Source organism: Roseovarius sp. D22-M7 (genome assembly GCF_037083785.1).
Lineage (GTDB): Bacteria > Pseudomonadota > Alphaproteobacteria > Rhodobacterales > Rhodobacteraceae > Roseovarius.
Map to the genome: position 1 here is coordinate 50,980 of NZ_JBAPKY010000008.1, position 22,002 is coordinate 72,981.

The 22,002-nt window shown below is 67.2% G+C and carries 21 protein-coding genes and 1 pseudogene; 14 read left to right on the forward strand and 8 right to left on the reverse strand.

All coding sequences use genetic code 11. The features are described 5' to 3' along the window. Positions 1-7 precede the first annotated feature (7 nt). On the reverse strand, positions 8-1,384 hold the full coding sequence (locus tag V8324_RS05545; protein ID WP_336418931.1) for an FAD-binding oxidoreductase: 1,377 nt from the start codon (positions 1,382-1,384) through the stop codon (positions 8-10). An 89-nt stretch (positions 1,385-1,473) separates the two neighbouring features. On the opposite strand from V8324_RS05545, the gene V8324_RS05550 reads away from it, so the two are divergent. Further along, complete coding sequence (locus V8324_RS05550) at positions 1,474-3,162, forward strand: chloride channel protein (RefSeq protein WP_336418932.1); 1,689 nt, start codon at positions 1,474-1,476, stop codon at positions 3,160-3,162. A gap of 215 nt (positions 3,163-3,377) precedes the next feature. Here V8324_RS05550 and V8324_RS05555 read toward each other — a convergent pair whose 3' ends face one another. The 3 genes from V8324_RS05555 to ilvD form a co-directional block, all read right to left on the reverse strand. Continuing rightward, positions 3,378-4,064 carry a DUF6478 family protein gene (locus tag V8324_RS05555; protein ID WP_336418933.1) on the reverse strand — a complete coding sequence of 229 codons (687 nt, stop codon included), beginning with the start codon at positions 4,062-4,064 and terminating at the stop codon, positions 3,378-3,380. A 167-nt stretch (positions 4,065-4,231) separates the two neighbouring features. Continuing rightward, entirely contained in the window at positions 4,232-4,834 is a 603-nt protein-coding gene (locus V8324_RS05560; RefSeq protein WP_336418934.1) for a hypothetical protein, read from the reverse strand. 1 nt (position 4,835) lies between these two features. Beyond that, complete coding sequence (gene ilvD, locus V8324_RS05565) at positions 4,836-6,593, reverse strand: dihydroxy-acid dehydratase (RefSeq protein WP_336418935.1); 1,758 nt, start codon at positions 6,591-6,593, stop codon at positions 4,836-4,838. A 99-nt stretch (positions 6,594-6,692) separates the two neighbouring features. Between ilvD and V8324_RS05570 the strand changes: the two genes are divergently transcribed. From V8324_RS05570 to V8324_RS05580, 3 genes are all read left to right on the forward strand, one after another. Continuing rightward, positions 6,693-7,580 (forward strand): CPBP family intramembrane glutamic endopeptidase, encoded by an 888-nt coding sequence (locus V8324_RS05570; protein ID WP_336418936.1) that lies wholly within the window; start codon positions 6,693-6,695, stop codon positions 7,578-7,580. A gap of 62 nt (positions 7,581-7,642) precedes the next feature. After that, on the forward strand, positions 7,643-8,617 hold the full coding sequence (gene accD, locus V8324_RS05575) for an acetyl-CoA carboxylase, carboxyltransferase subunit beta (protein WP_336418937.1): 975 nt from the start codon (positions 7,643-7,645) through the stop codon (positions 8,615-8,617). Beyond that, a complete protein-coding gene (locus V8324_RS05580) occupies positions 8,614-9,888 on the forward strand; it encodes a bifunctional folylpolyglutamate synthase/dihydrofolate synthase (RefSeq protein ID WP_336418938.1) in 1,275 nt (424 codons plus the stop codon). Before accD ends, V8324_RS05580 begins: the two co-directional genes overlap by 4 nt. Positions 9,889-9,936: 48 nt before the next feature. On the opposite strand, the gene V8324_RS05585 is transcribed toward V8324_RS05580, so the two are convergent. The 3 genes from V8324_RS05585 to V8324_RS05595 form a co-directional block, all read right to left on the reverse strand. Continuing rightward, positions 9,937-11,433 carry a phosphomannomutase/phosphoglucomutase gene (locus tag V8324_RS05585; protein ID WP_336418939.1) on the reverse strand — a complete coding sequence of 499 codons (1,497 nt, stop codon included), beginning with the start codon at positions 11,431-11,433 and terminating at the stop codon, positions 9,937-9,939. A gap of 112 nt (positions 11,434-11,545) precedes the next feature. Further along, positions 11,546-13,114 carry a capsule biosynthesis protein gene (locus V8324_RS05590; protein ID WP_336418940.1) on the reverse strand — a complete coding sequence of 523 codons (1,569 nt, stop codon included), beginning with the start codon at positions 13,112-13,114 and terminating at the stop codon, positions 11,546-11,548. Further along, the gene (locus V8324_RS05595) at positions 13,092-13,751 is read right to left on the reverse strand and encodes an ABC transporter ATP-binding protein (protein WP_336418941.1); all 660 of its coding nucleotides are present in this window, start codon (positions 13,749-13,751) and stop codon (positions 13,092-13,094) included. The genes V8324_RS05590 and V8324_RS05595 overlap by 23 nt, the downstream gene beginning before the upstream one ends. Before the next feature lie 268 nt (positions 13,752-14,019). Here V8324_RS05595 and V8324_RS05600 point away from each other — a divergent pair. From V8324_RS05600 to V8324_RS05645, 10 genes and pseudogenes are all read left to right on the forward strand, one after another. Next, a pseudogene (locus tag V8324_RS05600) lies at positions 14,020-14,502 on the forward strand (UPF0262 family protein); the annotation flags it as partial. Positions 14,503-14,506: 4 nt separating this feature from the next. Continuing rightward, positions 14,507-14,968 carry an arsenate-mycothiol transferase ArsC gene (locus V8324_RS05605; protein WP_336418942.1) on the forward strand — a complete coding sequence of 154 codons (462 nt, stop codon included), beginning with the start codon at positions 14,507-14,509 and terminating at the stop codon, positions 14,966-14,968. After that, complete coding sequence (locus V8324_RS05610; RefSeq protein ID WP_336418943.1) at positions 14,965-15,360, forward strand: ketosteroid isomerase-related protein; 396 nt, start codon at positions 14,965-14,967, stop codon at positions 15,358-15,360. The genes V8324_RS05605 and V8324_RS05610 overlap by 4 nt, the downstream gene beginning before the upstream one ends. After that, the gene (locus V8324_RS05615) at positions 15,357-15,941 is read left to right on the forward strand and encodes a GNAT family N-acetyltransferase (protein WP_336418944.1); all 585 of its coding nucleotides are present in this window, start codon (positions 15,357-15,359) and stop codon (positions 15,939-15,941) included. The genes V8324_RS05610 and V8324_RS05615 overlap by 4 nt, the downstream gene beginning before the upstream one ends. A gap of 194 nt (positions 15,942-16,135) precedes the next feature. Beyond that, positions 16,136-16,756, forward strand: coding sequence for a 30S ribosomal protein S4 (gene rpsD, locus V8324_RS05620; protein ID WP_336418945.1), 621 nt, complete (start codon positions 16,136-16,138; stop codon positions 16,754-16,756). A 115-nt stretch (positions 16,757-16,871) separates the two neighbouring features. Further along, the gene (hisC, locus tag V8324_RS05625) at positions 16,872-17,957 is read left to right on the forward strand and encodes a histidinol-phosphate transaminase (RefSeq protein WP_442970475.1); all 1,086 of its coding nucleotides are present in this window, start codon (positions 16,872-16,874) and stop codon (positions 17,955-17,957) included. After that, positions 17,954-18,871 (forward strand): prephenate/arogenate dehydrogenase family protein, encoded by a 918-nt coding sequence (locus V8324_RS05630; RefSeq protein WP_336418946.1) that lies wholly within the window; start codon positions 17,954-17,956, stop codon positions 18,869-18,871. The genes hisC and V8324_RS05630 overlap by 4 nt, the downstream gene beginning before the upstream one ends. Before the next feature lie 87 nt (positions 18,872-18,958). Then, a complete protein-coding gene (locus V8324_RS05635) occupies positions 18,959-19,294 on the forward strand; it encodes a hypothetical protein (protein ID WP_336418947.1) in 336 nt (111 codons plus the stop codon). Positions 19,295-19,508: 214 nt separating this feature from the next. Next, the gene (locus V8324_RS05640; RefSeq protein ID WP_336418948.1) at positions 19,509-20,075 is read left to right on the forward strand and encodes an HdeD family acid-resistance protein; all 567 of its coding nucleotides are present in this window, start codon (positions 19,509-19,511) and stop codon (positions 20,073-20,075) included. Positions 20,076-20,199: 124 nt separating this feature from the next. Continuing rightward, positions 20,200-21,099: a DMT family transporter gene (locus tag V8324_RS05645; protein WP_336418949.1), complete on the forward strand. Its 900-nt coding sequence runs from the start codon at positions 20,200-20,202 to the stop codon at positions 21,097-21,099. A 4-nt stretch (positions 21,100-21,103) separates the two neighbouring features. On the opposite strand, the gene V8324_RS05650 is transcribed toward V8324_RS05645, so the two are convergent. Then, positions 21,104-21,907 carry a division plane positioning ATPase MipZ gene (locus V8324_RS05650; protein ID WP_336418950.1) on the reverse strand — a complete coding sequence of 268 codons (804 nt, stop codon included), beginning with the start codon at positions 21,905-21,907 and terminating at the stop codon, positions 21,104-21,106. Positions 21,908-22,002 lie beyond the last annotated feature (95 nt).

The following is a 22,002-nucleotide window of genomic DNA, read 5'->3' on the forward strand; positions in this document are numbered from 1 at the left end:
CCGCTCCTCAGTTGCGCGGCGGGACCAGCTTGCCGGGATTCATGATGTTGTCCGGATCAAGCGCCGTCTTGATCGCCCCCATCATCGCCCAGCTACCCCCATGTTCGGATTGCATGTAGTCGCGCTTGCCCACGCCGATGCCGTGTTCGCCGGTCGAGGTGCCGCCCAGGCGGAGGCTGCGCTCGACCATGCGCGCGGCAGCGGCCTTGGCGCGGGCGACCTCATCGGCGTTATCCATGTCGACCAGCAGGGTCGCGTGGAAATTGCCGTCGCCCACATGGCCGACGATCGGGCCCGTCACACCCGCCTCGGCGAGATCGGCGCGGGTGTCCTCGATCGCCTCGGCGAGTTTCGAGATCGGCACGCAGATATCGGTGACGATGGCGCGCGCGCCGGGCCGCAGCGCCAGCAGCGCGTAATAGGCATTGTGGCGCATCGTCCAGAGGGCCGTGCGCGCCTCTGTCCTGGTGGCCCAGTCGAAGGCCGACCCGCCGTGGTCGGCGGCAATGCTGCCGAAGGCTTCCGCCTGCTCGGCCACGCCACTGTCGCTGCCGTGGAATTCCAGAAGAAGGTGCGGTTTTTCCGGCAGGTCCATCTTCGAATAGGCGTTCACCGCGCGCACGCTTTCGGTATCCATCAGTTCGATCCGGGCCATGGGCAGGCCGCACTGGATGGTCTCGATCACCGTCTCGACGGCGGCGTCCACGGTCTCGAACGCGCAGACGGCCGACGAAATCGCCTCTGGCTGGCCGTAAAGCCGCAGAGTGAGTTCGGTCATCAGTCCCAGCGTGCCCTCGGCGCCGACAAAGAGCCCGGTCAGGTCGTAGCCCGAGGACGACTTGCGCGCGCCGCTGCCGGTGCGGATCACCTCGCCCGTCGCCGTGACCACCTCGAGCGCCAGCACGTTGTGGCGCATCGTGCCGTAGCGCACCGCTGTGGTGCCGCTGGCGCGCGTCGCGGCCATCCCGCCAAGCGAGGCGTTGGCGCCGGGATCGACCGGAAAGAACAACCCCGTGGCGCGCAGCGCCTCGTTGAGCGCCTGTCGCGTGACGCCGGGCTGCACCCGGACCAGCATGTCCTCTGGCGCGATGTCGAGGATGCGGTCCATGTGGCTGAAATCCACCGCCACGCCGCCCGAGAACGCCTGCGCCTGCCCTTCCAGCGAGGTGCCGGTGCCCCAGCCGATCACCGGCACGCGGTGGCGCGCGCAGATCCGCACGATCTCGGCCACCTCGGCGGTATCCTCGGGATAGGCCACGGCATCGGGGGACGCGTCGGCAAAATACGATTCGCTGCGCGCGTGCAGGTCAAGATCGGACTTGGACCGCGTAACCCGTTGGCCTAGACAGGTTTGAAGTTCGGCGAATGCGTTTCGGATGTCCATGACGTGTCGTTCCTTCGTGAGCACGGGCACAGACTAGGCGAAGCGACAGCGATGCGAAAGCGCGGGCCGGGCGACCGAGAGGTGGGGTGATGCAGGCCCGGACGAATTCCTTCTTGCGCGAATTGCGCCGCGGTGCGGGCGAAGGGCTGCGCAATGGCTGGACGGTGCTGCGTCTGCGCGGTCCCAGCCAGTTCCAGTTCTGGCTGATCGCGCTGCTGATCGGGATCGCGGCGGGTTTTGCCGCGCTGCTTTTCCGCAAGGGAATCGCCGAGCTGCAATACCTTGCCTACGGGTCCGAGGATGTCGCGCGCATCCACAGCCTGGCCGAGACGCTGCCGTGGTACTGGATCCTGCTGCTGCCGGCGGCCGGGGGGCTGGTGGTGGGCCTGATCCTGCACTGGTTCACCCCCGACGGGCGCGTCCGGTCGGTCGCCGACGTGATCGAGGGCGCCGCCATGTACAAGGGCCGCGTCGAGACCCGCGAGGGTCTGGCCTCGGCCGCGGCGTCGCTGATCACGCTGGGCACCGGTGGCTCGTCGGGGCGCGAGGGGCCGGTGGTGCATCTCGCCGGGGTGATCTCGACATGGGTGAGCGACCGGATCAACGCCAACGGCATCACCGGGCGCGACCTGCTGGGCTGTGCGGTGGCCGCGGCCGTGTCGGCGTCGTTCAACGCGCCCATTGCCGGGGCGCTTTTCGCGCTGGAGGTGGTGCTGCGGCATTTCGCGGTGCACGCCTTCGCGCCCATCGTGATCGCCAGCGTGGCGGGTACGGTCATCAACCGGCTGGAATTCGGTGACGTGACCGAGTTCGTCCTCGACCGCTCCAGCGCGCTTGCCTTCTATGTCGAACTGCCGGCCTTCCTGATCCTCGGGCTGCTTTGCGGCGTGGTGGGCGCGGCGCTGAGCCGGGGGATCTTCCTGGCCGAGGACGTGGCGGCGCATGTCCAGATGCAGCTGCACCTGCCGCGCTGGCTGCGACCGGCGGCGGCGGGGCTGATGCTCGGGGCGATCGCGATCTGGTTTCCGCACGTCATCGGCGTGGGATACGAGACCACGTCGGCCGCGCTGACCGGGCAGCTTCTGTGGCACGAGGCGCTGGTCTATGCCGTCATCAAGGTGGCGGCGGTGGCGATCACCATCGGCGGGCGCATGGGCGGCGGGGTGTTCTCGCCCTCGTTGATGGTGGGGGCGCTGACCGGGCTGACCTTCGGCTATGCGGCAACGGCGATCTTTCCCGAGGTGTCGGGGGCGCAGACGCTGTACGCGCTGGCCGGGATGGGCGCGGTCGCCGCCGCGGTCCTCGGCGCGCCGGTCTCGACCACGCTGATCGTGTTCGAACTGACCGGCGACTGGCAGACGGGGCTGGCGGTGATGGTGGCTGTGTCGATGTCCACCGCCCTGGGATCGCGGCTGGTGCAGCGGTCGTTCTTCATGTCGCAGCTTGTGCGGCGCGGGGTGCAGCTTGCCGCGGGGCCGCAGGATTACCTGCTGGCGATGTTCCAGGTGCGCAACCTGATGCGCGGGCCGGACCACGCGCGCGCCGCGGGTGCCGATCGCTGCTGGTCGCTGATCGAGCAGGGCATCTACCTGGATGCCACGACCACGCTGGAGGCCGCGATGCCGGTCTTCGAGCGCACGCTGGTGCCGTTCATCCCGGTGGTGACGCTGAAAGGCGACGACCAGCCGCCCGAACTGCTGGGCGCGCTGTTCCATGTCGATGCGCTGAAGGCCTATAACCGGGCGCTGACCGCGATCTCGAAGGAAGAGCACGGGTGACTATTCGGATCGATTTGAAGGAATGATTTCAATCCCTTGCCAGACCTTGGCAACCACTTGCCCCGCGGCGAAGTCGCGCGCGCGCAAGTATCTTTCGGGGCAGCCCGCCGAGGCCGGTGACCGTAACGGATCGCCTGATGCCTTGCGGCGTTTCGCACCCGGCCCGAAACGCCGGCTCGGGATCGGCGTCGGATCGGGCACGGTCGCGCCGCCGCTTACAGGCTGGCCCGCAATCGACGGCTGAACATGATGTCGCGCAGCGCCACTTGGGTCGTCTGCGGGGTTTCGAGGATCAGGTCGATCCACGCGCGCTGCAGCCGGTTCTCGTTGAGCTTCGAATAGGCGAGATCGAACTCGACCGCTGCGGCCGGCGCGTCGAGCGGCAGTTCGCGCGTGATCTGCTCGGTGTTCGGACCGTGTTGGACGTTCAGCCGCGCGAAGATCCTGAGCGGTGTTTCAGGCGCGACGATCGCGTCGAGCCGCACGAGATGCTGCCGGGTCAGACCGGCCAGCGCCGGGCGCGGCAGATCCAGCACCAGCGACAGGAACGACCCGTCGAATCCCGACACGTCGATGTGCAACCCGAGCGCCGCGCGGTCGGCGGGGTCGGGGTTGCGCGCCTGGCACAGATCGATCTGTGCCCGGGGACAATCGTGAAAGACGGTCACCTCGCGGCCCAGCATGAAGTGCGACGCGACCGAGGTCGTCGCGGGCTCTGTCAGCGGCGTGGTCCAGACCTCCGGGCGCCAGGCCCAGTCGGTGCCGTGGGGCAGGGCGCGGCACAGGGCCGGGCCGCCGGCCCCTGCCGCAGGCTGTGCCGTGTTGCCACGGGTCACGGCGCGCAGGGCCTTGCGACAGGTGCGCAAGCTGCGCCAGTACCGTGCGTCATGAAGGATATCCATTCTGACCGCACCCTTGTCGTGTCCTTCGTGATTGAACCGCAGAAACGTTGTCAAATCGTGATCAGGCGCGGATTTCTGCCGCGGAAAAGCCGAACGGCTCGCGGAGGAAACGCCATTACCGTCGAAACGCCGCGTCGGGCAAGACCGGCGCATGCGCAACCTGCGCGTCAGCTGCCGTTGGACGCCACGCTCGCCGCGCGCAGCGCCGCGGCGAGTTCTCCCAGAACCTCGCGACCGCGCGGGCCGGCGATCGCCCCGCCCTTCGGGCCATAGGCGGCGAGACCCAGCATGTGACCGTTGATTACCATGCTCGCGCGCCAATGCACCGGGTCGCCGCCGGGCAGGACGGCCTCGCCGCCTTCCGCGACCTGCACCAGGGTGATGTCGTCGCGCTCCTCGACACTTCGCACGGCATCCGCCCCGAGCACGCCCGCCATCGCGGCCGCATCTGGCGGCGCGATGGTACCGGCGCGCGGCAGCACCGCCACCGTCATCATCGCCGGGTCCACGGCGATACCCGCCCGACCCGTCAGGCTTTCGCAACTGGCGAGGATCGCGAAGCGCCCGCCCCCGTCGCTCTTGATGCTGGAGCGGTCGATGCAATAGCCGCGCGGGCCGGCCACGGTGATCGTCCCGCCATAAAAGGATACGGCGCGCAGGGCCTCTTGCGCCACGGGCGCGCTTGGCGGCGGCTCGAGGCAGGCGGCCAATGGCAGGCAGGCGACAAGGGCCAAGGCCCGACGGGCGATGCCGCTTCGGGCCGGTGTCATGTCACAGGTCCATGTAGACATGCCGCTCGGCCTGCGCGCCGGGATGGGTGACGGCGCCCTTGTAGGTCTCGCCGACAAGCCGGGCGTATTTCCACAGCGCGCCCGAGGCGTAGCGCGTCTCGGGTGGGCCGGGCCACGCTGCCTTGCGGCGGGCCAGCTCGTCATCGGACAGATCGACCGACAGCTCGCCCTTGATCGCGTCGATGGTGATCACGTCGCCGGTGTTTATCAGGGCGATCGGGCCGCAATGCGCGGCCTCGGGGCCGACATGGCCGACGCAGAAGCCGCGCGTCGCGCCCGAAAACCGGCCATCGGTGATAAGCGCGACCTTCTTGCCCATCCCCTGTCCCGACAGCGCGGCGGTGGTCGACAGCATCTCGCGCATGCCGGGTCCGCCGGCGGGGCCCTCGTTGCGGATCACGATCACCTCGCCCTCCTCGTAGCCCCGCGCCTTGACGGCCTCGAACGCGTCCTCTTCGCAGTCGAAGACCCGCGCGGGGCCGGTGAAGACCTGGTTTTCCGGCGCGATCCCGGCGACCTTCACGATCGCCCCGGTGGGGGCGAGATTGCCCTTGAGGCCCACGACCCCGCCCGATTTCGTGATCGGCGTGTCGATGGGGTAGATGACGCGGCCATCGGCCTCGCGCGCGATCAGGTCCAGCTCTTCGCCGATGCTGCGCCCCGACGCCGTCACGCAATCCTCGTGGATGAGGCCGGCCTTGCGCAGTTCTTTCATCACCACGGGGATGCCGCCCGCATCATAAAGATCCTTGGCGACATATGTGCCGCCGGGCTTGAGATCGACGAAATAGGGCGTGTCGCGGAAGAGGTCGCAGACATCCTCGAGGTAGAACTCGATCCCCGCCTCGTGGGCGATCGCCGGCAGATGCAGCCCGGCATTGGTCGACCCGCCTGTGCAGGCCACGACCCGCGCGGCGTTCTGCAAGGATTTCAGCGTCACCACGTCGCGGGCGCGGATGTTCTTCTCCAGCAGGTCCATCACCGCGCGCCCCGATGCGTCGGCGTATTGATCGCGGGATTCGTAGGGCGCGGGCATGCCCGACGAATTCATCAGCGCAAGCCCGATCGCCTCTGACACGCAGGCCATGGTGTTGGCGGTGAACTGCCCGCCGCAGGCGCCCGCCGATGGGCAGGCCACGCGTTCCAGCGCGTCGAGCGCGGCGTCCGACATCTGCTTGTTCTGGTGCCAGCCGACGGCCTCGAACATATCCTGCACCGTCAGGTCGCGGCTGCGGAACTCCTCGGGGATGTCGTCGATCTGCGGCGCCTTGCCCGGCAGGATCGACCCGCCATAGATGAAGACCGACGGCACGTTCAGCCGCACCATCGCCATCATCATGCCCGGCAGCGACTTGTCACATCCGGCCAGCCCGACCAGCGCGTCATAGCAATGCCCGCGCATCGTCAGCTCGACCGTGTCGGCGATCGCCTCGCGCGAGGGCAGCGACGAGCGCATCCCCTCATGGCCCATGGCGATGCCGTCGGTCACGGTGATGGTGGTGAACTCGCGCGGGCTTCCATGCGCCTCCTTGACGCCGCCCTTGACCGCCTGCGCCTGGCGGTTGAGCGATATGTTGCAGGGCGCGGCCTCGTTCCAGCAGGTGGCGACGCCGACCAGCGGCTGATGGATCTCGTCCTCGGTCATGCCCATGGCGTAGTAATAGGACCGGTGCGGGGCGCGCGCGGCGCCTTCGGTCACGTACCGGCTGGGCAGTCTGGCTTTGTCGAACCTGGTCATCTGGGGCCTCCCGCAACTCGCTGGCAGCCGGTCTAGGCGAAGGCCGCGCGCGGGGCAAGCCGTTTGCAACGCCGGGGCTGCCGGGCTAGCTTGACCGTCATGCGATACGATGCCCATGAAACGCTTGTAGCCCCGGCCCGCGCGTCGGCCGGTCTGAACCGTCTCGCCGGCGGGATCCTGTTGCTGGTGCCGCTGTTCCTGGTTCTGAGTTTCGCCTACGCCACGCTGCTGCCGGTGCTCTTCGGCCCCGAGACATGGGCCCGGGTGCAGGACGGGGTGAACGCCGCCGACACCCCGACCGGCGTGCTGATCAACCTCGCGACCTTCGGGCTGCTGATCGTGGCGCTCGGGATCGTCGCGCGGATCGTGCATCGGCGCGGTCTTCGGTCGATCATCGGCCCGCTGCCGCGCGCGATGCGGCAATTCGGGCGTGCGCTCGGCGCGATGGTGCTGCTATACGGCGTCGTCGGGCTGATCCCGATGCCCGAAAGCGTGGCGCCGACCCCGAACCTTGCCGCAGCGACATGGGCGAAGTTCCTGATCCCGGCGCTCGTGGCGCTGTTCCTTCAGGTCTTCGCAGAAGAGCTGATCTTTCGCGGCTACCTGCAAAGCCAGTTGGCCGCTCGGTTCGCCTCGCCGGTGGTCTGGCTGGCCGTGCCCTCGGTGGTCTTCGCGCTTCTGCATTTCGACGTCACGAATTACGGGGGAAACGCATGGATCGTGGTCGCCTGGGCCGCGATGTTCGGGATCGTCGCGGGCGATCTCACGGCGCGGTTCGGCACGCTGGGACCCGCGACGGCGCTGCATTTCATCAACAATTTCAGCGCCATCCTGATCGCCGCGCCGGATGGGATGTTCGATGGTCTCGCGCTTTACTCCTATCCGTTCGCGCTAGACGACACCCGGGCGATCACGGCGATGATGCCGGTCGACCTGCTCGTTCTTTTCTGCGGCTGGCTGGCCATCCGGCTTGCCCTGCGCGGCTGATTGCATTTCCCGCGCCCGCCGATTATCTGGACGGGGCAAGTGCCAAGGCAGGACCCCGCCCGATGAACTGGATCACCAATTACGTGCGCCCGCGGATCAACTCGATCTTCTCGCGCCGTGAAATCCCCGAAAACCTGTGGTTCAAGTGCGACGACTGCGGGACGATGCTGTTTCACCGCGAATTGTCGGGCAATCTCAACGTGTGCACCAGTTGCGGGCATCACATGGCGATCACCCCGCGCGCCCGGTTCGCGGCCCTGTTCGACCGTGGCGTTTTCGGCGAGGTGCCCGTCCCCGCGCCGACCCCCGATCCGCTGCATTTCCGCGACCAGAAGAAATACCCCGACCGCTTGCGCGGCGCCCAGAGGGAAACCGGCGAGAAAGAGGCTATGCTCGTCGCCACCGGCGAGATCGGCCGCACGCCGGTCGTCGCCGCGGCGCAGGACTTCTCGTTCATGGCCGGGTCGATGGGGATGTATGTCGGCAACGCGATCATCGCCGCCGCCGAAGAGGCGGTGAAGCGCAAGCGTCCGCTGATCCTGTTTTCCGCCGCCGGCGGTGCGCGCATGCAGGAAGGCATCCTCAGCCTGATGCAGATGCCGCGCACCACCGTCGCGGTGCAGATGCTGCGCGAGGCGAAGCTGCCCTATATCGTGGTGCTGACCCATCCCACCACCGGCGGGGTGACGGCAAGCTACGCGATGCTGGGCGATGTCCAGATCGCCGAGCCCGGCGCGCTGATCTGCTTTGCCGGTCCGCGCGTGATCGAGCAGACCATCCGCGAAAAGCTGCCCGAGGGGTTCCAGCGCGCCGAATACCTGCTGGAGCACGGCATGCTCGACCGGGTGACGCCGCGCACCGAGATGCGCGAGGACCTGATCACCATCATCCGGATGCTGATGCGCAAGCCGCCCGCCGTCAAGGGCGACCTGCCCGCGCCCGAGCTTCCGGCAGAGGTTGCGCCGCCGGTCACGTCCGACGACGCCCCGAAAAAGGACGCCCCGGCCAACGCGGGCAAGGACACGCCCGACACATGAGCACGCTCACATCCGACCGCATCCTCGAGCGGATGATGGCGCTGCATCCCAAGATCATCGATCTCACGCTGGACCGGGTCTGGCGTCTGCTTGATGCCTTGGGCAATCCACAGAACGACCTGCCGCCGGTGATCCATATCGCCGGGACCAACGGCAAGGGCAGCACGCTGGCGATGATCCGCGCCGGGCTGGAGGCCGCGGGGCATCGCTGTCACGCCTATACCTCGCCGCATCTGGCCCGTTTCCACGAGCGGATCCGGCTGAACGGCGAGCTGATTTCCGAGGACCACCTGACGGAGGTTCTCGACGAGTGCCACGCCGTCAACGGCGACGCGCCGATCACCTATTTCGAGATCACCACCTGTGCCGCTCTCCTCGCCATGGCGCGACAGCCCGCCGATTACACTTTGCTCGAGGTGGGGCTGGGCGGGCGACTGGACGCGACCAACGTGATCGACCGGCCCGCGCTGACGGTGATCACCCCGATCTCGATGGATCACGAGCACTATCTGGGCGATACGCTGGCCGCGATCGCCGGCGAAAAGGCGGGGATCCTGAAGCGGGGCGTCCCGTGCATCGTCGGCCCGCAGGCCGATCCGGCGATGGAGGTGATCGAGGCCGCCGCGTACCGCCTCGGTGCGCCGCTGCTGGCGCACGGGCAGCACTGGCATGCCACGCAGGAACACGGCCGGCTGGTCTACCAGGACGAGACCGGGCTGCGCGACCTGCCCCTGCCGAACCTGCCCGGGCATCACCAGATCGAGAATGCGGGTGCCGCGCTGGCCGTGCTGCGCCGCCTCGGCGCCGCCGATGTGGCCTGCGAGGCGGCGGTGAGCCGCGCGGTCTGGCCCGCGCGCATGCAGCGTCTGGCGTCCGGGCCGCTGGTCGACGCGGCCCCCGAGGCCGAGATCTGGCTGGATGGCGGGCACAATGTCGCCGCCGGGCTGGCCCTCGCCCGGCATATGGCGGGCCTGCCGTCCCGTCCGACGCATCTCGTCTGCGGGATGCTGAACACCAAGGACGTGGCGGGCTTTCTGCGGCCGCTGGCCGGCGTGGCCGACAGCCTGACGGCGGTGTCGATCCCCGGCGAGGCCAACACCCTGCCGGCCGAGACCACCGCCTTGGCTGCGCGTGGCGTCGGGATGCGGGCCGAAATCGCCGACACGGCGCTCGACGCGGTGCGGCGGATCGCGGCGCAGACGCCCGCGGCACGCATCCTGGTCTGCGGCTCGCTTTACCTCGCGGGCGGCATCCTGCGCGAGCATGGCTGACCGGGCAACAGCGGCGCGCCGGGGCCGGGATTTTGCCGGGCGCGCGCCTCAGATCGTCTGGTCGTAATCCCCGACGCCCGGCTCTGTCCGGATGACCGCGTCGAGATCATGGAAGATCGCGCGCATCTCCTCCGCGCTTGTCCCGCTTTCGCAGACCACCACGAGGTTGGGGGTGTTCGACGAGGCCCGCACGAGGCCCCAGGACCCGTTGTCGAGCATGACGCGCGCGCCGTTGACGGTCACCACCTCGGCGATGGCGCGTCCGGCGATCCGCTCGCCGGCGTCGAACATCGCGGCGAGCCGCTCCACGATACGGTCGAGGGTCTGGTATTTCTCGGCATCCGCGCAGTAGGGCGACATGGTGGGCGTGCCCCAGGTGCGCGGCAGGGCGCGGCGCAGGTCGGACATCGACATCTCCGGGTTGCGGTCCATCAGCTTGCAGATCTCGACCGCCACGCGCATCCCGCAATCGTAGCCGCGGCCCACCGGCTCTGCCAGGAAGTAGTGCCCCGATTTCTCGAACCCCGCCAGCGCGCCCAGTTCCTTGACGCGGCGCTTCATGTGGCTGTGACCGGTCTTCCAGTAATCCGCCTTGGCGCCGTTTTTCAGCAATTCCGGATCGCTGGCGAAAAGCCCGGTGGATTTCACATCCGCCACGAAGGAAGAGCCGGGGTATATCTTGCTGAGGTCGCGCGCCATGATCACGCCGACCTTGTCGGCAAAGATCTCTTCGCCCTCGTCATCGACCACGCCGCAGCGGTCGCCGTCACCGTCGAAACCCAGCGCGAAATCGGCCCCCGTGGCGCGCACGCTCTCGGCCATGTCGTGCAGCATTTCCATCGCTTCGGGGTTCGGGTTGTAATTGGGAAAGGTGTAATCCAGCGTGTTGTGCGACGGCACCACCTCGACCCCGATGCGTTCGAACAACTCGGGCGCGAAAGCGCCGGCGGTGCCGTTGCCGGTCGCGCAGACGACGCGCAGCTTGCGGGTCATCCGGAAATCGCCCACAAGATCGTCGAGATAGGCCTCGCGCACCCCCCCGACGACGTCATACGCCCCGCCGGGATGCGGCTGGCCGCGGCCTTGCAGGACGATGTCGCGCAGTTCCGCCATCTCGTCGGGGCCGTGGGTCAAGGGCCGCTCGAACCCCATCTTGACCCCCGTCCAGCCGTTGGGATTGTGCGAGGCGGTGACCATCGCGACAGCGGGCACATCGAGGTGGAACTGCGCGAAATAGGCCATCGGCGACAGCGCCGGCCCGATATCGCGGACCGTGATGCCCGCCTGCATCAGCCCGAGGATCAGCGCGTTCTTGATGCTCAGCGAATAGTCGCGGTAATCGTTGCCGACCACGATCTCGGGCCGGATGCCGCGTGCCCGGATCTGCGTGCCAAGCCCGAGACCGAGCGCCGTGACGCCAGGCAGGTTGATCTCGTCGGGATATTTCCAGCGCGCGTCATATTCGCGAAATCCGGTGGGGACGATCATCGGGTCGCGCAGGAATTCCCACGTGTTGGGGTGCACGGTCGGCAGCGGTCTGGTCATGGAAATACTCGTTTTTGATTGAACATCGACGCCGCGGATAGTGGCAAACCGTGACAGGGGTGTAAACTGCATCCGCGAGGGCAAGGCGGGGGGTGCGGCAGGGCGGATTCCGTCACGACGACACCTGTTCGCGCAGGATCGACGCGGTCAGCGAGATCATCAGGTAGATACCCGAAAAGATCAGGAAGGCCAGCAGCGTGTTCTCGAACGCCCTCGGATAGCTTGGATCCTGCGAAGGCAGGGGGCGCACGCTGACGGTCAGATAGCGCACCTGCTTGTTGGCCTCGATCTGCGATTGCCGCTTGGCCTCCAGCGCGGATTGCAGCACGAGGTCGGCGGTGGCGAGATCGGCCTGCGCCATCTGGATCGCCGCGGTCTTGGAGGCCAGTGACCGCTCGCCCTCGGTGGCGTCGGTCAGCCGGGCCTTCTGGCGCGCCATCTCGGCGCGCAACACGTCGATCTCGCTTTGCAGCGCCTCCACGCGGGCGGTGTTGGGACGGGGATTGTTCATCTGCAGGCTGAGGTTCAACTCCTTTTCCTGCAGTTGCATCTCGACCGAGTTGATCAGGCTGCGGATGCTGGCAATCTCGCCTTCGGGGTCGAGGATGGTGCCTTCCTGCAACTCGACCAGCTGCTGTTGCGCCTTCCGGCGCTCCTGCTTGGCCTGGTCGAGGCTCTCGCCGGCGGTCATCACCGCGTCCTCGCGCTTCTCCCGGCTCAGCGCGTCCACGCGTTCCTCTGCATAGGCGATCAGGCGGCGGGAGAATTCGGCGCTGACCTGCGGATCGGCGGTCGAAACCTCCATCCGGATGACGCCCTCAGTCGGATCGTAGCCGATTTTCACGTATTTGCTGTAGATCGCATAGGCGTCCTCGGTCGACGCTTGGGGGTCGAGGCGTTGCAACGGGTCGATCCGGGGCTGGCTGAAATGCGCGCGAAAGCCGGCATCGGCGTCGAGCCGCAGCATCGCGTCCTTGGATTGCAGGTATTCCTGCGTGGCGATCGCGTCCTGCCCGGTGGCGAACTGGCTGGGCAGCAAGCCACCAAGGCCGCCGCCGCCCCCGCCGGACCCGCCGCCATCGGCCGACAGGATCAGGAACGCGGATTTCGTGGCATACATCGGCGTGGCGATGGCAGCATAGTAATAGCCCGCCAGCACGGTCGGAAGAATGACGAAGGCCACCAGCCGGGACATCAGTAGCGCCAGCTTGCGGCGGCGCCGCCTGGCGATGTCGCGCTGGATCCCGGTGATCTCGCGGGCGCGCCGATCCGCGGGGCTGAGATCGGTCGCGGGAAGACCGCGCCCCGCGTCGGGCCGGATCTGCGGCAATTGCGGGCTGTCTTCGGCATTCGAGGCGTCGCGCGCACCGCCGGTCTTTGCCACGAGCTCGACGATGGTGGCGCGCTGGAAGGGGTCGATGCCGCGCTTGCGCAACATCCGCACCGCCTCAAGGTCCGAGGCGGGCGACAGCCCGTGGCGTTGTGCCGTGCGCCGCGCCAGCCGAAGCTGGCGCGCGCTCAGCGCCTCGTCGGGGTCTGTCGCGGGTTGCGCGCCCTCGTCACCGACGTCCCGCGACGGGGCATCGTGATCGGCCTCGGCCGCGTCCGCGTCCTGCCGGTCCGCACGACCGGGCGCACTGGCCCCGATGCGGAACTTTCTAACCCTGGGTTTCATAGTCATAAAGTGCCTTTGCCTCTTCCAGGGTTTCGAACATGTAAAGCTGCCCGCCCGTCAGCACCGCCGCCGACCGCGCGAATTTCTCGAGGGTGCGGGGATCGTGCGACACGATGACGATGGTGGTGGTGCGCAGGCGTTCGCGCAGGATATCCCCCGCCTTGCGGTTGAAGTCCACATCGGTCGAGCCGGGCATGCCCTCGTCGATCAGGTAGATGTCGAAATCCAGCGCCAGCATCAGCGCAAAGCTGAACCGCGCGCGCATGCCCGAGGAATACGTGCCGATCGGCTGGTCGAAGTATTCCCCGAGGTTGCACAGCCAGCGGCAATACGCCTCGATGTAGTCGGGGTCGAGACCGTAGAGCCGCGCGATGTAGCGCGCGTTCTCGAGCGCCGAAAGACGGCTGATGACGCCGCCCATGAAGCCAAGCGGAAACGAGACGCGGCAGCCGCGGCGGATCACCCCCTCGTCGGGCTTTTCCAGGCCGGCCATCATGTTGATCAGCGTGGTCTTGCCGGTGCCGTTCGGGGCGAGAATGCCCAGGCTGTGGCCGATATCCACCCGGAACGACACGCGATCAAGGATCACCTTGCGCTGCGTGCCCGTCCAGAAGGATTTGCTGACCGTATCGAACTCGATCATGCCGTCGCCCCGATCCCCTGCGCCCCGTGCCGTCTGGGAAATTTCCGTGTCCGGATGCCTCCATGCCACGATACTGCCCGACACAACCACAAGATACCATTTACACGCGGAGGTTTTTTTGCCGGAAAAATCGCAAAATCGTCTCGATCCTCGCCCGGGCGTTGCCGTGATGTGACGGCGTGCGGCGCGCCCGGCCCGGCCGCACGCCGAAATTGCCTTGGCCGCATCGCCGGGTTAAGGATCTCGGGCACGTGAGCGCGAGGACCATGCCATGAGCCGGATCTGCCATATCGAGTTGAACGATGCCAACCTGCCGCCTCCGACGCCCGAGATCGAGCAGGAGCGCAAGGTGGCGATGTACGATCTCATCGAGGAGAACAGCTTCGCGCTGCCGCCGCGCGACGATCGCACGGTGCCCGACGGCCCCTACCGGGTGGGTCTGTCGATCCGCGAAAAGCGGCTGGTCTTCGATATCCGCACCGAGGACGGCGAGCCGGCGGCGGAGTTTCACCTGTCGCTCAGCCCGTTCCGGCAGGTGGTCAAGGATTACTGGGCGATCTGCGAAAGCTATTTCGACGCCGTGAAGAACATGCCCCCCAGCCAGATCGAGACCATCGACATGGCCCGGCGCGGCATCCACAACGAGGGCGCGCGCATCCTCGCCGAGCGTCTTGAAGGCAAGGCCGAGATCGACAACGACACGGCGCGGCGTCTCTTCACGCTGATCTGCGTGCTGCATCACGGGGGCTGACAGGATGCCCCGGGCGCTGCCGCAATCGGTGCTGTTCTGCTGCGATCACAACGCGGTCCGCTCGCCCATGGCCGAAGGCATCATGAAGAAGTTCTACGGCACCGACACCTATGTGCAATCGGCCGGTGTCAAGAGCGACATGGAGATCGACGGGTTCTCCGTCGCCGTCTGCCGCGAGATCGAGGTCGAGCTGGAGCGTCACCGCGTGCGCAGTTTCGACGAGATGGAGCAATGGGGCGACGATCTGTCGTCCTTCGACCTGATCGTCGCGCTCAGCCCCGCCAGCCAGAGGCGGGTGCTGGACCTGACGCGGTATTTCCATCTCGATGTGGTCTACTGGCCGATCCTCGACCCGACCGGCCTGGCGCAGACCCGCGCGGCGCGGCTTGACGCGTACCGCAAGACGCGCGACCAGATCATCGGGCATCTGATCGACTATTGGGGACCACCAGGGGAGGAGACATGACAGACACCGTGCGCAGCTATCTCGACGCGTTCAACCGGGGCGATGTGGCCGCGATGCTGGACTGCCTCGACGACGATGTGCATCACTTCGTCAACGAGGGCGAGATGCGCCGCGGCAAGCAGATGTTTCGCGCGTTCTGCGAGCACATGAGCCGCTGCTACCGCGAAGACCTGACCGATATCGTGATCTTTTCCGGCGAGGACGACACGCGCGCCGCCGCCGAATTCGTGGTGAACGGCACCTATCTCGTGACCGATGACGGGCTGCCCGAGGCGACGGGGCAGCGCTACCGCCTGCCGGCGGGGTCGTTCTTTGGCCTGCGCGACGGGCGGATTACCCGGATCACCACCTATTACAACCTCGCGGACTGGACGCGGCAGGTGTCGGCATGATCCGCGTCGCGCGCCTGACCGGAAAGGATCTTGCCGCCGCCCTGCCGGACGTGGCCCGGCTTCGGATCGAGGTGTTCCGCGCCTTTCCCTACCTCTACGATGGCGATCTGGCCTACGAGGAGGCGTATCTGCAGGTCTACCGCGACAGCGATGCGGCGATTGTCGTGGGTGCGTTCGACGAAGGTCGCCTGATCGGTGCGGCGACCGGCACCCCGATGGAGGATCACGCGGACGAGTTCGGCGCGGCCCTCGCCGGCACCGGGCTGGCGCTGGAGCGGATCTTCTATTGCGCCGAAAGCGTGCTCTTGCCCGACTATCGCGGGCAGGGGATCGGGCATCGCTTCTTCGATCTGCGCGAGGATCACGCACGCAGCCTTGGGCGGACGCATTGCGCCTTTTGCGGCGTGGTGCGCCCGGCGGATCATCCGCTGCGCCCCGACGACTATCGCCCGCTGGACGCCTTCTGGCGCAAGCGCGGCTACGCGCCGGTCGAGGGCGCCGTGGCGCAGTTCCGCTGGAAGGATATCGACCAGAGCCACGAGACGGACCACTCGCTGCAGTTCTGGATGCGGGCGCTCTGATCCGGGCGGCGCCGCCCCCGGGGTATTCCAGCCACGAAAGACGCAGCGTCGCCCGGTTGACAGGCGGGGCAGGTGGTGTATACGCGCCCTTTCATTGGTGTTGGTGGCCCCCGCGAGGGGATGCCTGTCGGCCGCCCGGGTCTTGCCGGAACGCAGAGGACAACGCCCTTCGACATCACAGAAGGAGACCAGCCGTGACCAAACGCACGTCTGCCAAGTACAAGATCGACCGCCGCATGGGCGAGAACATCTGGGGTCGCCCCAAATCGCCCGTCAACCGCCGCGAATACGGCCCCGGCCAGCACGGCCAGCGCCGCAAGGCGAAGATTTCCGATTTCGGCCTGCAGTTGCGCGCCAAGCAGAAGCTCAAGGGCTATTACGGCGACCTGACCGAAAAGCAGTTCCGCCGCATCTATGCCGAGGCCGAGCGCGTGCGCGGCGATACCGGCGAGCTGCTGATCGGTCTGCTGGAGCGGCGTCTGGATGCCGTGGTCTATCGCGCGAAATTCGTGCCCACGATGTTCGCCGCGCGCCAGTTCGTCAATCACGGCCATGTCAAGGTCAATGGCAAGCGCGTCAACATCCCGTCCTACCGGGTCAAGGAAGGCGACGTGATCGAGGTCCGCGAAAAGTCCAAGCAGATGGCCGTCCTGCTCGAGGCGACGCAGTTGGCAGAGCGGGACGTCCCCGATTACATCGAGGCCGATCATTCCAAGATGTCGGCCAAGTTCGTGCGTCAGCCGGGCCTGTCGGACGTGCCCTATCCGGTGATGATGGAACCCAACCTCGTCATCGAATTCTACGCGCAGAACTGAACTGCGTGCCTCGGTCTGCGGATGCCGTTGCGGGTCACCGCTGCGGCATTTTCTTTTGGCGCTGGTCAGCCCTGTGCCCCGGGGCTAGAACAATTCGGGAATGACGGGGGACATCATGACCACGATCACGCCACAGCCGGGTATCATGGATATCGCCCCTTATCAGGGCGGCAGCGGGCATGTCGACGGTGTCGCGAACGTGGTCAAGCTCAGCTCCAACGAGAACCCGTTCGGACCGAGCGACGCGGCCAAGGAGGCGTTCCGCAAGGCAGGGTTCGAGCTGCATCGCTATCCCTCCACCGATCACGCGAGCCTGCGTCATGCCATCGCCGAGACGCACCGGCTCGACCCGGAGCGCATCGTCTGCGGGGTGGGCAGCGACGAGATCATCGCGCTGCTGTGCCAGGCCTATGCCGGGCCCGGAACAGAGGTGATCCATACCGAGCACGGCTTCGCGATGTACCGCATCAGCACGCTGGCCAACAGCGCCATCCCCGTCGAGGTGCCCGAGCGTGACCGGGTGACGGATGTCGACGCGATTCTGTCGGCCTGCAGCGAACGCACGCGGCTGGTGTTCATCGCCAATCCCAACAACCCCACCGGAACGATGATCGGCGAGGCAGAACTGCGCCGCCTGGCCGACGGGCTGCCCGACGAGGCGTTGCTGGTCATCGATGGCGCCTATGCCGAATATGTCGAGGGCTATGACGGCGGCGCGGGCCTTGTCGACAGCCATGACAACGTGGTGATGACGCGCACGTTCTCCAAGCTTTACGGGCTGGGGGGCTTGCGCGTCGGCTGGGGCTACGGGCCGGGGCACGTGGTCGACGTGCTGGGGCGGGTGCGTGGGCCGTTCAACCTCAGCCATGCGGCGCAGGTGACCGCCGAGGCCGCGGTGCGCGACACCGCTTGGGCGCAGAAATGCCGCGCCGACAACACCCGCCTGCGCACCTGGCTGGCCGAGGCGCTGGCAGAGCACGGGGTGCCTTCGGACACGTCGCTGGCCAATTTCATCCTCGCGCGCTTCGGAAGCCGCGCCGAGGCCGAGGCCTGCGACGACTACCTCAAGTCGCAAGGGCTGATCGTCCGGCGCGTGGCGGGCTACAACCTGCCCAATTGCCTGCGCATCAGCGTCGGGGACGAGCCTGCCTGCCGCCGCGTGGCCCACGCCATCGGGCAGTTCAAGGGCGGCGCGCGATGAGCGTGATCTACGACCGCGTGGCGCTGATCGGGCTGGGTCTGATCGCGTCGTCGATGGCCCTCGCGATCCGCCGCGCGGGTGCGGCGCGCGAGGTGACGGGCTATGCCCGTTCCGCCGGGACCCGCGAGATCGCGCGCGAGATCGGCCTGTGCGACCTTGTCTGCGACAGCGCTGCCGACGCCTGCGAGGGCGCCGACCTGGTGGTGCTGTGCGTCCCCGTCGGCGTCATGGGCGCGGTGACCCAGGACATCTCGGGCGCGCTGAAACCGGGTGCGACGCTCAGCGACGTGGGGTCCGTCAAGCGCGCGGTGATCGAGGCCGTGGCGCCGCACCTGCCGCCGGATGTGCATTTCGTGCCCGCGCATCCGCTTGCGGGGACCGAACATTCCGGCCCGCGCGCGGGCTTTGCAGAGCTGTTCGACAACCGCTGGTGCCTGGTCGTGCCGCCGGAGGGCAGCGACCGCGCCGCTGTGGACCGGCTGTCCGGTTTCTGGCAGGCGCTCGGCGCTCACACCGACGAGATGGATGCGGACCATCACGACCTGGTGCTCGCCGTCACCAGCCATGCGCCCCACCTCATCGCCTACACGATGGTGGGGGTCGCCGACGATCTGCGCCGGGTGACCGACAGCGAGGTGATCAAGTACTCTGCCGCCGGGTTTCGGGACTTCACACGCATCGCGGCCTCCGATCCTGTGATGTGGCGCGACGTGTTCCTCAACAACCGCGAGGCGACGCTGGAAATTCTCGGGCGCTTCACCGAGGAATTGTTCGCCCTGCAACGCGCCATCCGCACCGGCGACGGCGACCACCTGCATGCCTATTTCAGCCGCACCCGCGCGATCCGTCGCGGCATCATCGAGGCCGGACAGGACACCGACGCGCCCGATTTCGGCCGGGCCAAGAAGGCGTGACACTGGCCCGAGCGGTGTTATCTCCGGCGTGCCGCTTGTAATTTTCGGAACAGGTCTTATCCTGATATCTTGAAGGGGAGAGAGATCATGCCCAAGCTCATACGTCTTTACATCACCCAGGTCGCCATCGGCTTCGCCATCGCGGCGGCGTTCGTCGGGATGCTGCTGTGGTTCAACGTCGCCAATCTCTGGCACCTCGTCACGCATACAGAACAGGGTCTGCTGGCCGTCGTGATACTGTGGATCGCGAACGGGATCGTCTTTGCCGGCGTGCAGTTCGGCATCTCGGTCATGCGCATGCAGGACGATGACGACGAGCCGCGCGGCGGCCATCGCCAGCACGTCATGCACCACGACTATGCCGCGATCCCGGTTCGTGCGGACGACGATCGCAGGCGCGGGTTCCGGCCAGCGCGCCGATAGCGGCAACAGAGACCATGCGGATCGACTGAAGCCCTCCCTTGGCATGTCTTGGGGGGCAGTTCATGCCGCAAACGCGCCTCCGGCGGTCAAACCATGCGGGCGGGGCGCGGATCGTGACCAAACGGATCCCGCCGCATCGCGTTCGCATTCTCCATTGAAATTCGCTGTCGGCATGTGCACGTCGCGCATCAAACGGTTTCGAATGGAGAGGATCATGAGCAATCAGGACGACCGCAACGATCTCGACAATCTGGTGCCGGATCTGGGGTGGAAAAAGCTGGCCGCTCTTGGGGCCGTCACGCTGATCGGCGGGCTGCTGGCCTTTCTCAACCCGTTCGCCGCGTCGCTGGCCGCCGAGGCGGTCGCCGGCGCGGCCTTTCTAGTCGCTGGCGGGATGCAGCTTTGGCACGGTGTAACCGACACGACGAAAAGCACCGGAGACCGCTGGATAACCAGCCTTCTGGGCGCGGTATTCGTACTTTTCGCGATCTCGCTAATACTGAATCCGTTGGCCGGTCTGGTCACGCTGACCTTGCTTGTGGCGATCTTCTTTACGGTGATCGGCGCGCTTCGCGTCGCGCTGGCATGGCAGCTGCGGCCCGACACCGGCTGGGGCTGGATCATGACCTCGGGCGGGCTGTCACTGGTGCTTGCGGCCCTGATCGTGCTGTCCCTTCCGGAGGGCGCGCTCGGGCTACTCGGGCTGTTCCTCGGGATCGACCTGACAGCGGCGGGTGTCGTTTCGCTGGCGCTTGCCTGGCAGAAGAAAACCCAAGGCTGAGGATGCGGCAGGGGGATGGCGCCCGAGTGCCCGATCCCCTAAGGCTGTGGCCGTCGACGCCCCGCCGCGTCGCCATCGCGGCGGGGCGGGGCAAGGGTCGAGGGCCACGAGGAGCAGCGCCGCCATGTCCGAGCATCTCAAGGGACTTCTGATCACCGCGCTCGGGGTTCTGTTCGTGGTGCCGGATTCGCTTTTCGTGCGGCTGATCGACGGGGATGCGGTGACCATCGCCTTCTGGCGCGGGATCGTCGGCGGCGGCGCGATCCTGACCGGGGTGCTGATCGCCCAAGGCACGCGCGGGTTCCGCGCCGTGGCGCGCACCGGGCGTGCGGGGCTGATCTACACCGTGCTGATCGGTGCGTCCGCCCCGGGCTTCGTGATCGCCGTGTCGTGGACAAGCGTCGCCAATGTCGTGTTCATCCTCGCCTCGATGCCGGTCTTCGCCGCGATCTTCAGCCGGATCTTCCTCGCGGAACCGATCAGCCACCGGATGATCTGGACGATGCTGGGGGTCTTCGCCGGGCTCGCGGTGATCGCCCGGGGATCGGGCGAGACCGAAGGCGCGCATTGGAGCGGCGATCTGGTGGCCCTCGCGGTCTCGGCCTGCATGGCCGCCGCACTTTCGGCGGCACGAGAACTCAAACACGTGTCGATGATCCCGGCGATCCCCGTGGCGATGCTGGGCGCGTCGCTGCTGATCTGGCCGGTGGCGACGCCGGCGCCGGTCTGGTTCGCGAACTGGCCGCTGGTCGTTGCACACGGGGCCTTCATCAGCGTGTCGACCTGCCTGCTGACGCTAGGCCCGCGCTACATCGTGTCTGCCGAAGTATCGCTGCTGATCCTGCTGGAATCGGTGCTTGCCCCGCTTCTGGTGTGGGCGGTCGTGGGCGAGGATCCGGGCCGTTGGGCGATCCTCGGCGGGGCGGTGGTGATCGGCGTGCTCTTCGTGTCGAACCTCTGGGCGCTGCGGATGCAACGCCGCCCGCGTACCCGTGCGCAGCCGCGGACCGGACCGCCGGCGTGACGCCCTAGAAATTCACCGTCACACCGGGCAGGTTCAGCGACTTGATCAGGTCGCGCAATTCCTGCCGCGCGGCGATGTTCGAGATGCTGAGCCCCTTCACGCCGGTATCCTTCAGGTCCAGCAGGGTCAGGCCGCGCGGGAACAACTCGCGAAAGATCACCCGCTCGTTGAAGCCGGGCACGACACGAAACCCGATGCGCTTGGCCAGCGCATCGATGGCGCGGCGCATCTTTTCCTTGTTGACCATCTGTTGCGAGCCGACGCGGTTGCGCAGCACGACCCAGTCGATCGCCCGTTGCCCCGCCTGCGCACGCGCCTGACGCGCGCTCCAGACCATTTCGGAATAGACCGACGGGCCGCGGATCTTCTGCCCGTCGCCATCGATATTGGCCAGCAGATCGAAATCGATGAAGCTGTCGTTCAAGGGCGTGATCAGCGTGTCGGCAAGGCTGTGCGCCGCCTGGCTCAGCCGGGTATGCGCGCCAGGACAGTCGATCACGATGAAATCGCTTGTCGGTGCAAGCGTCTCGAGCGCGGCGGACAGGCGGGCCTTGTCGTGGGTTTCGGCGGGCTGATCCCGTGCCAGTTCCGGCAGCGCGTGATACTGCGCAGAGGGCAGGTCGATGCCCGCCTGTTCCATGAAAAGCTGGCGGTTCTCGGCATAGCGGCCAAAGCTGCGCTGCCGCAGGTCGAGATCGAGGGCGTTCGCCCTGTGCCCCATCCGGGCCAGCGCCGTGGCCACATGCATCGACACCGTCGACTTGCCCGCGCCGCCCTTTTCATTCCCGACGACGATGATATGCGCCATGATGTCTGCTCTCCTCCGCGGGGGATCCGCCGCTGGCAACCCGTCTGTTTTCGCTAGGCAATACCCTGCCGAGGCACGATAGAAAAGAGTTCACC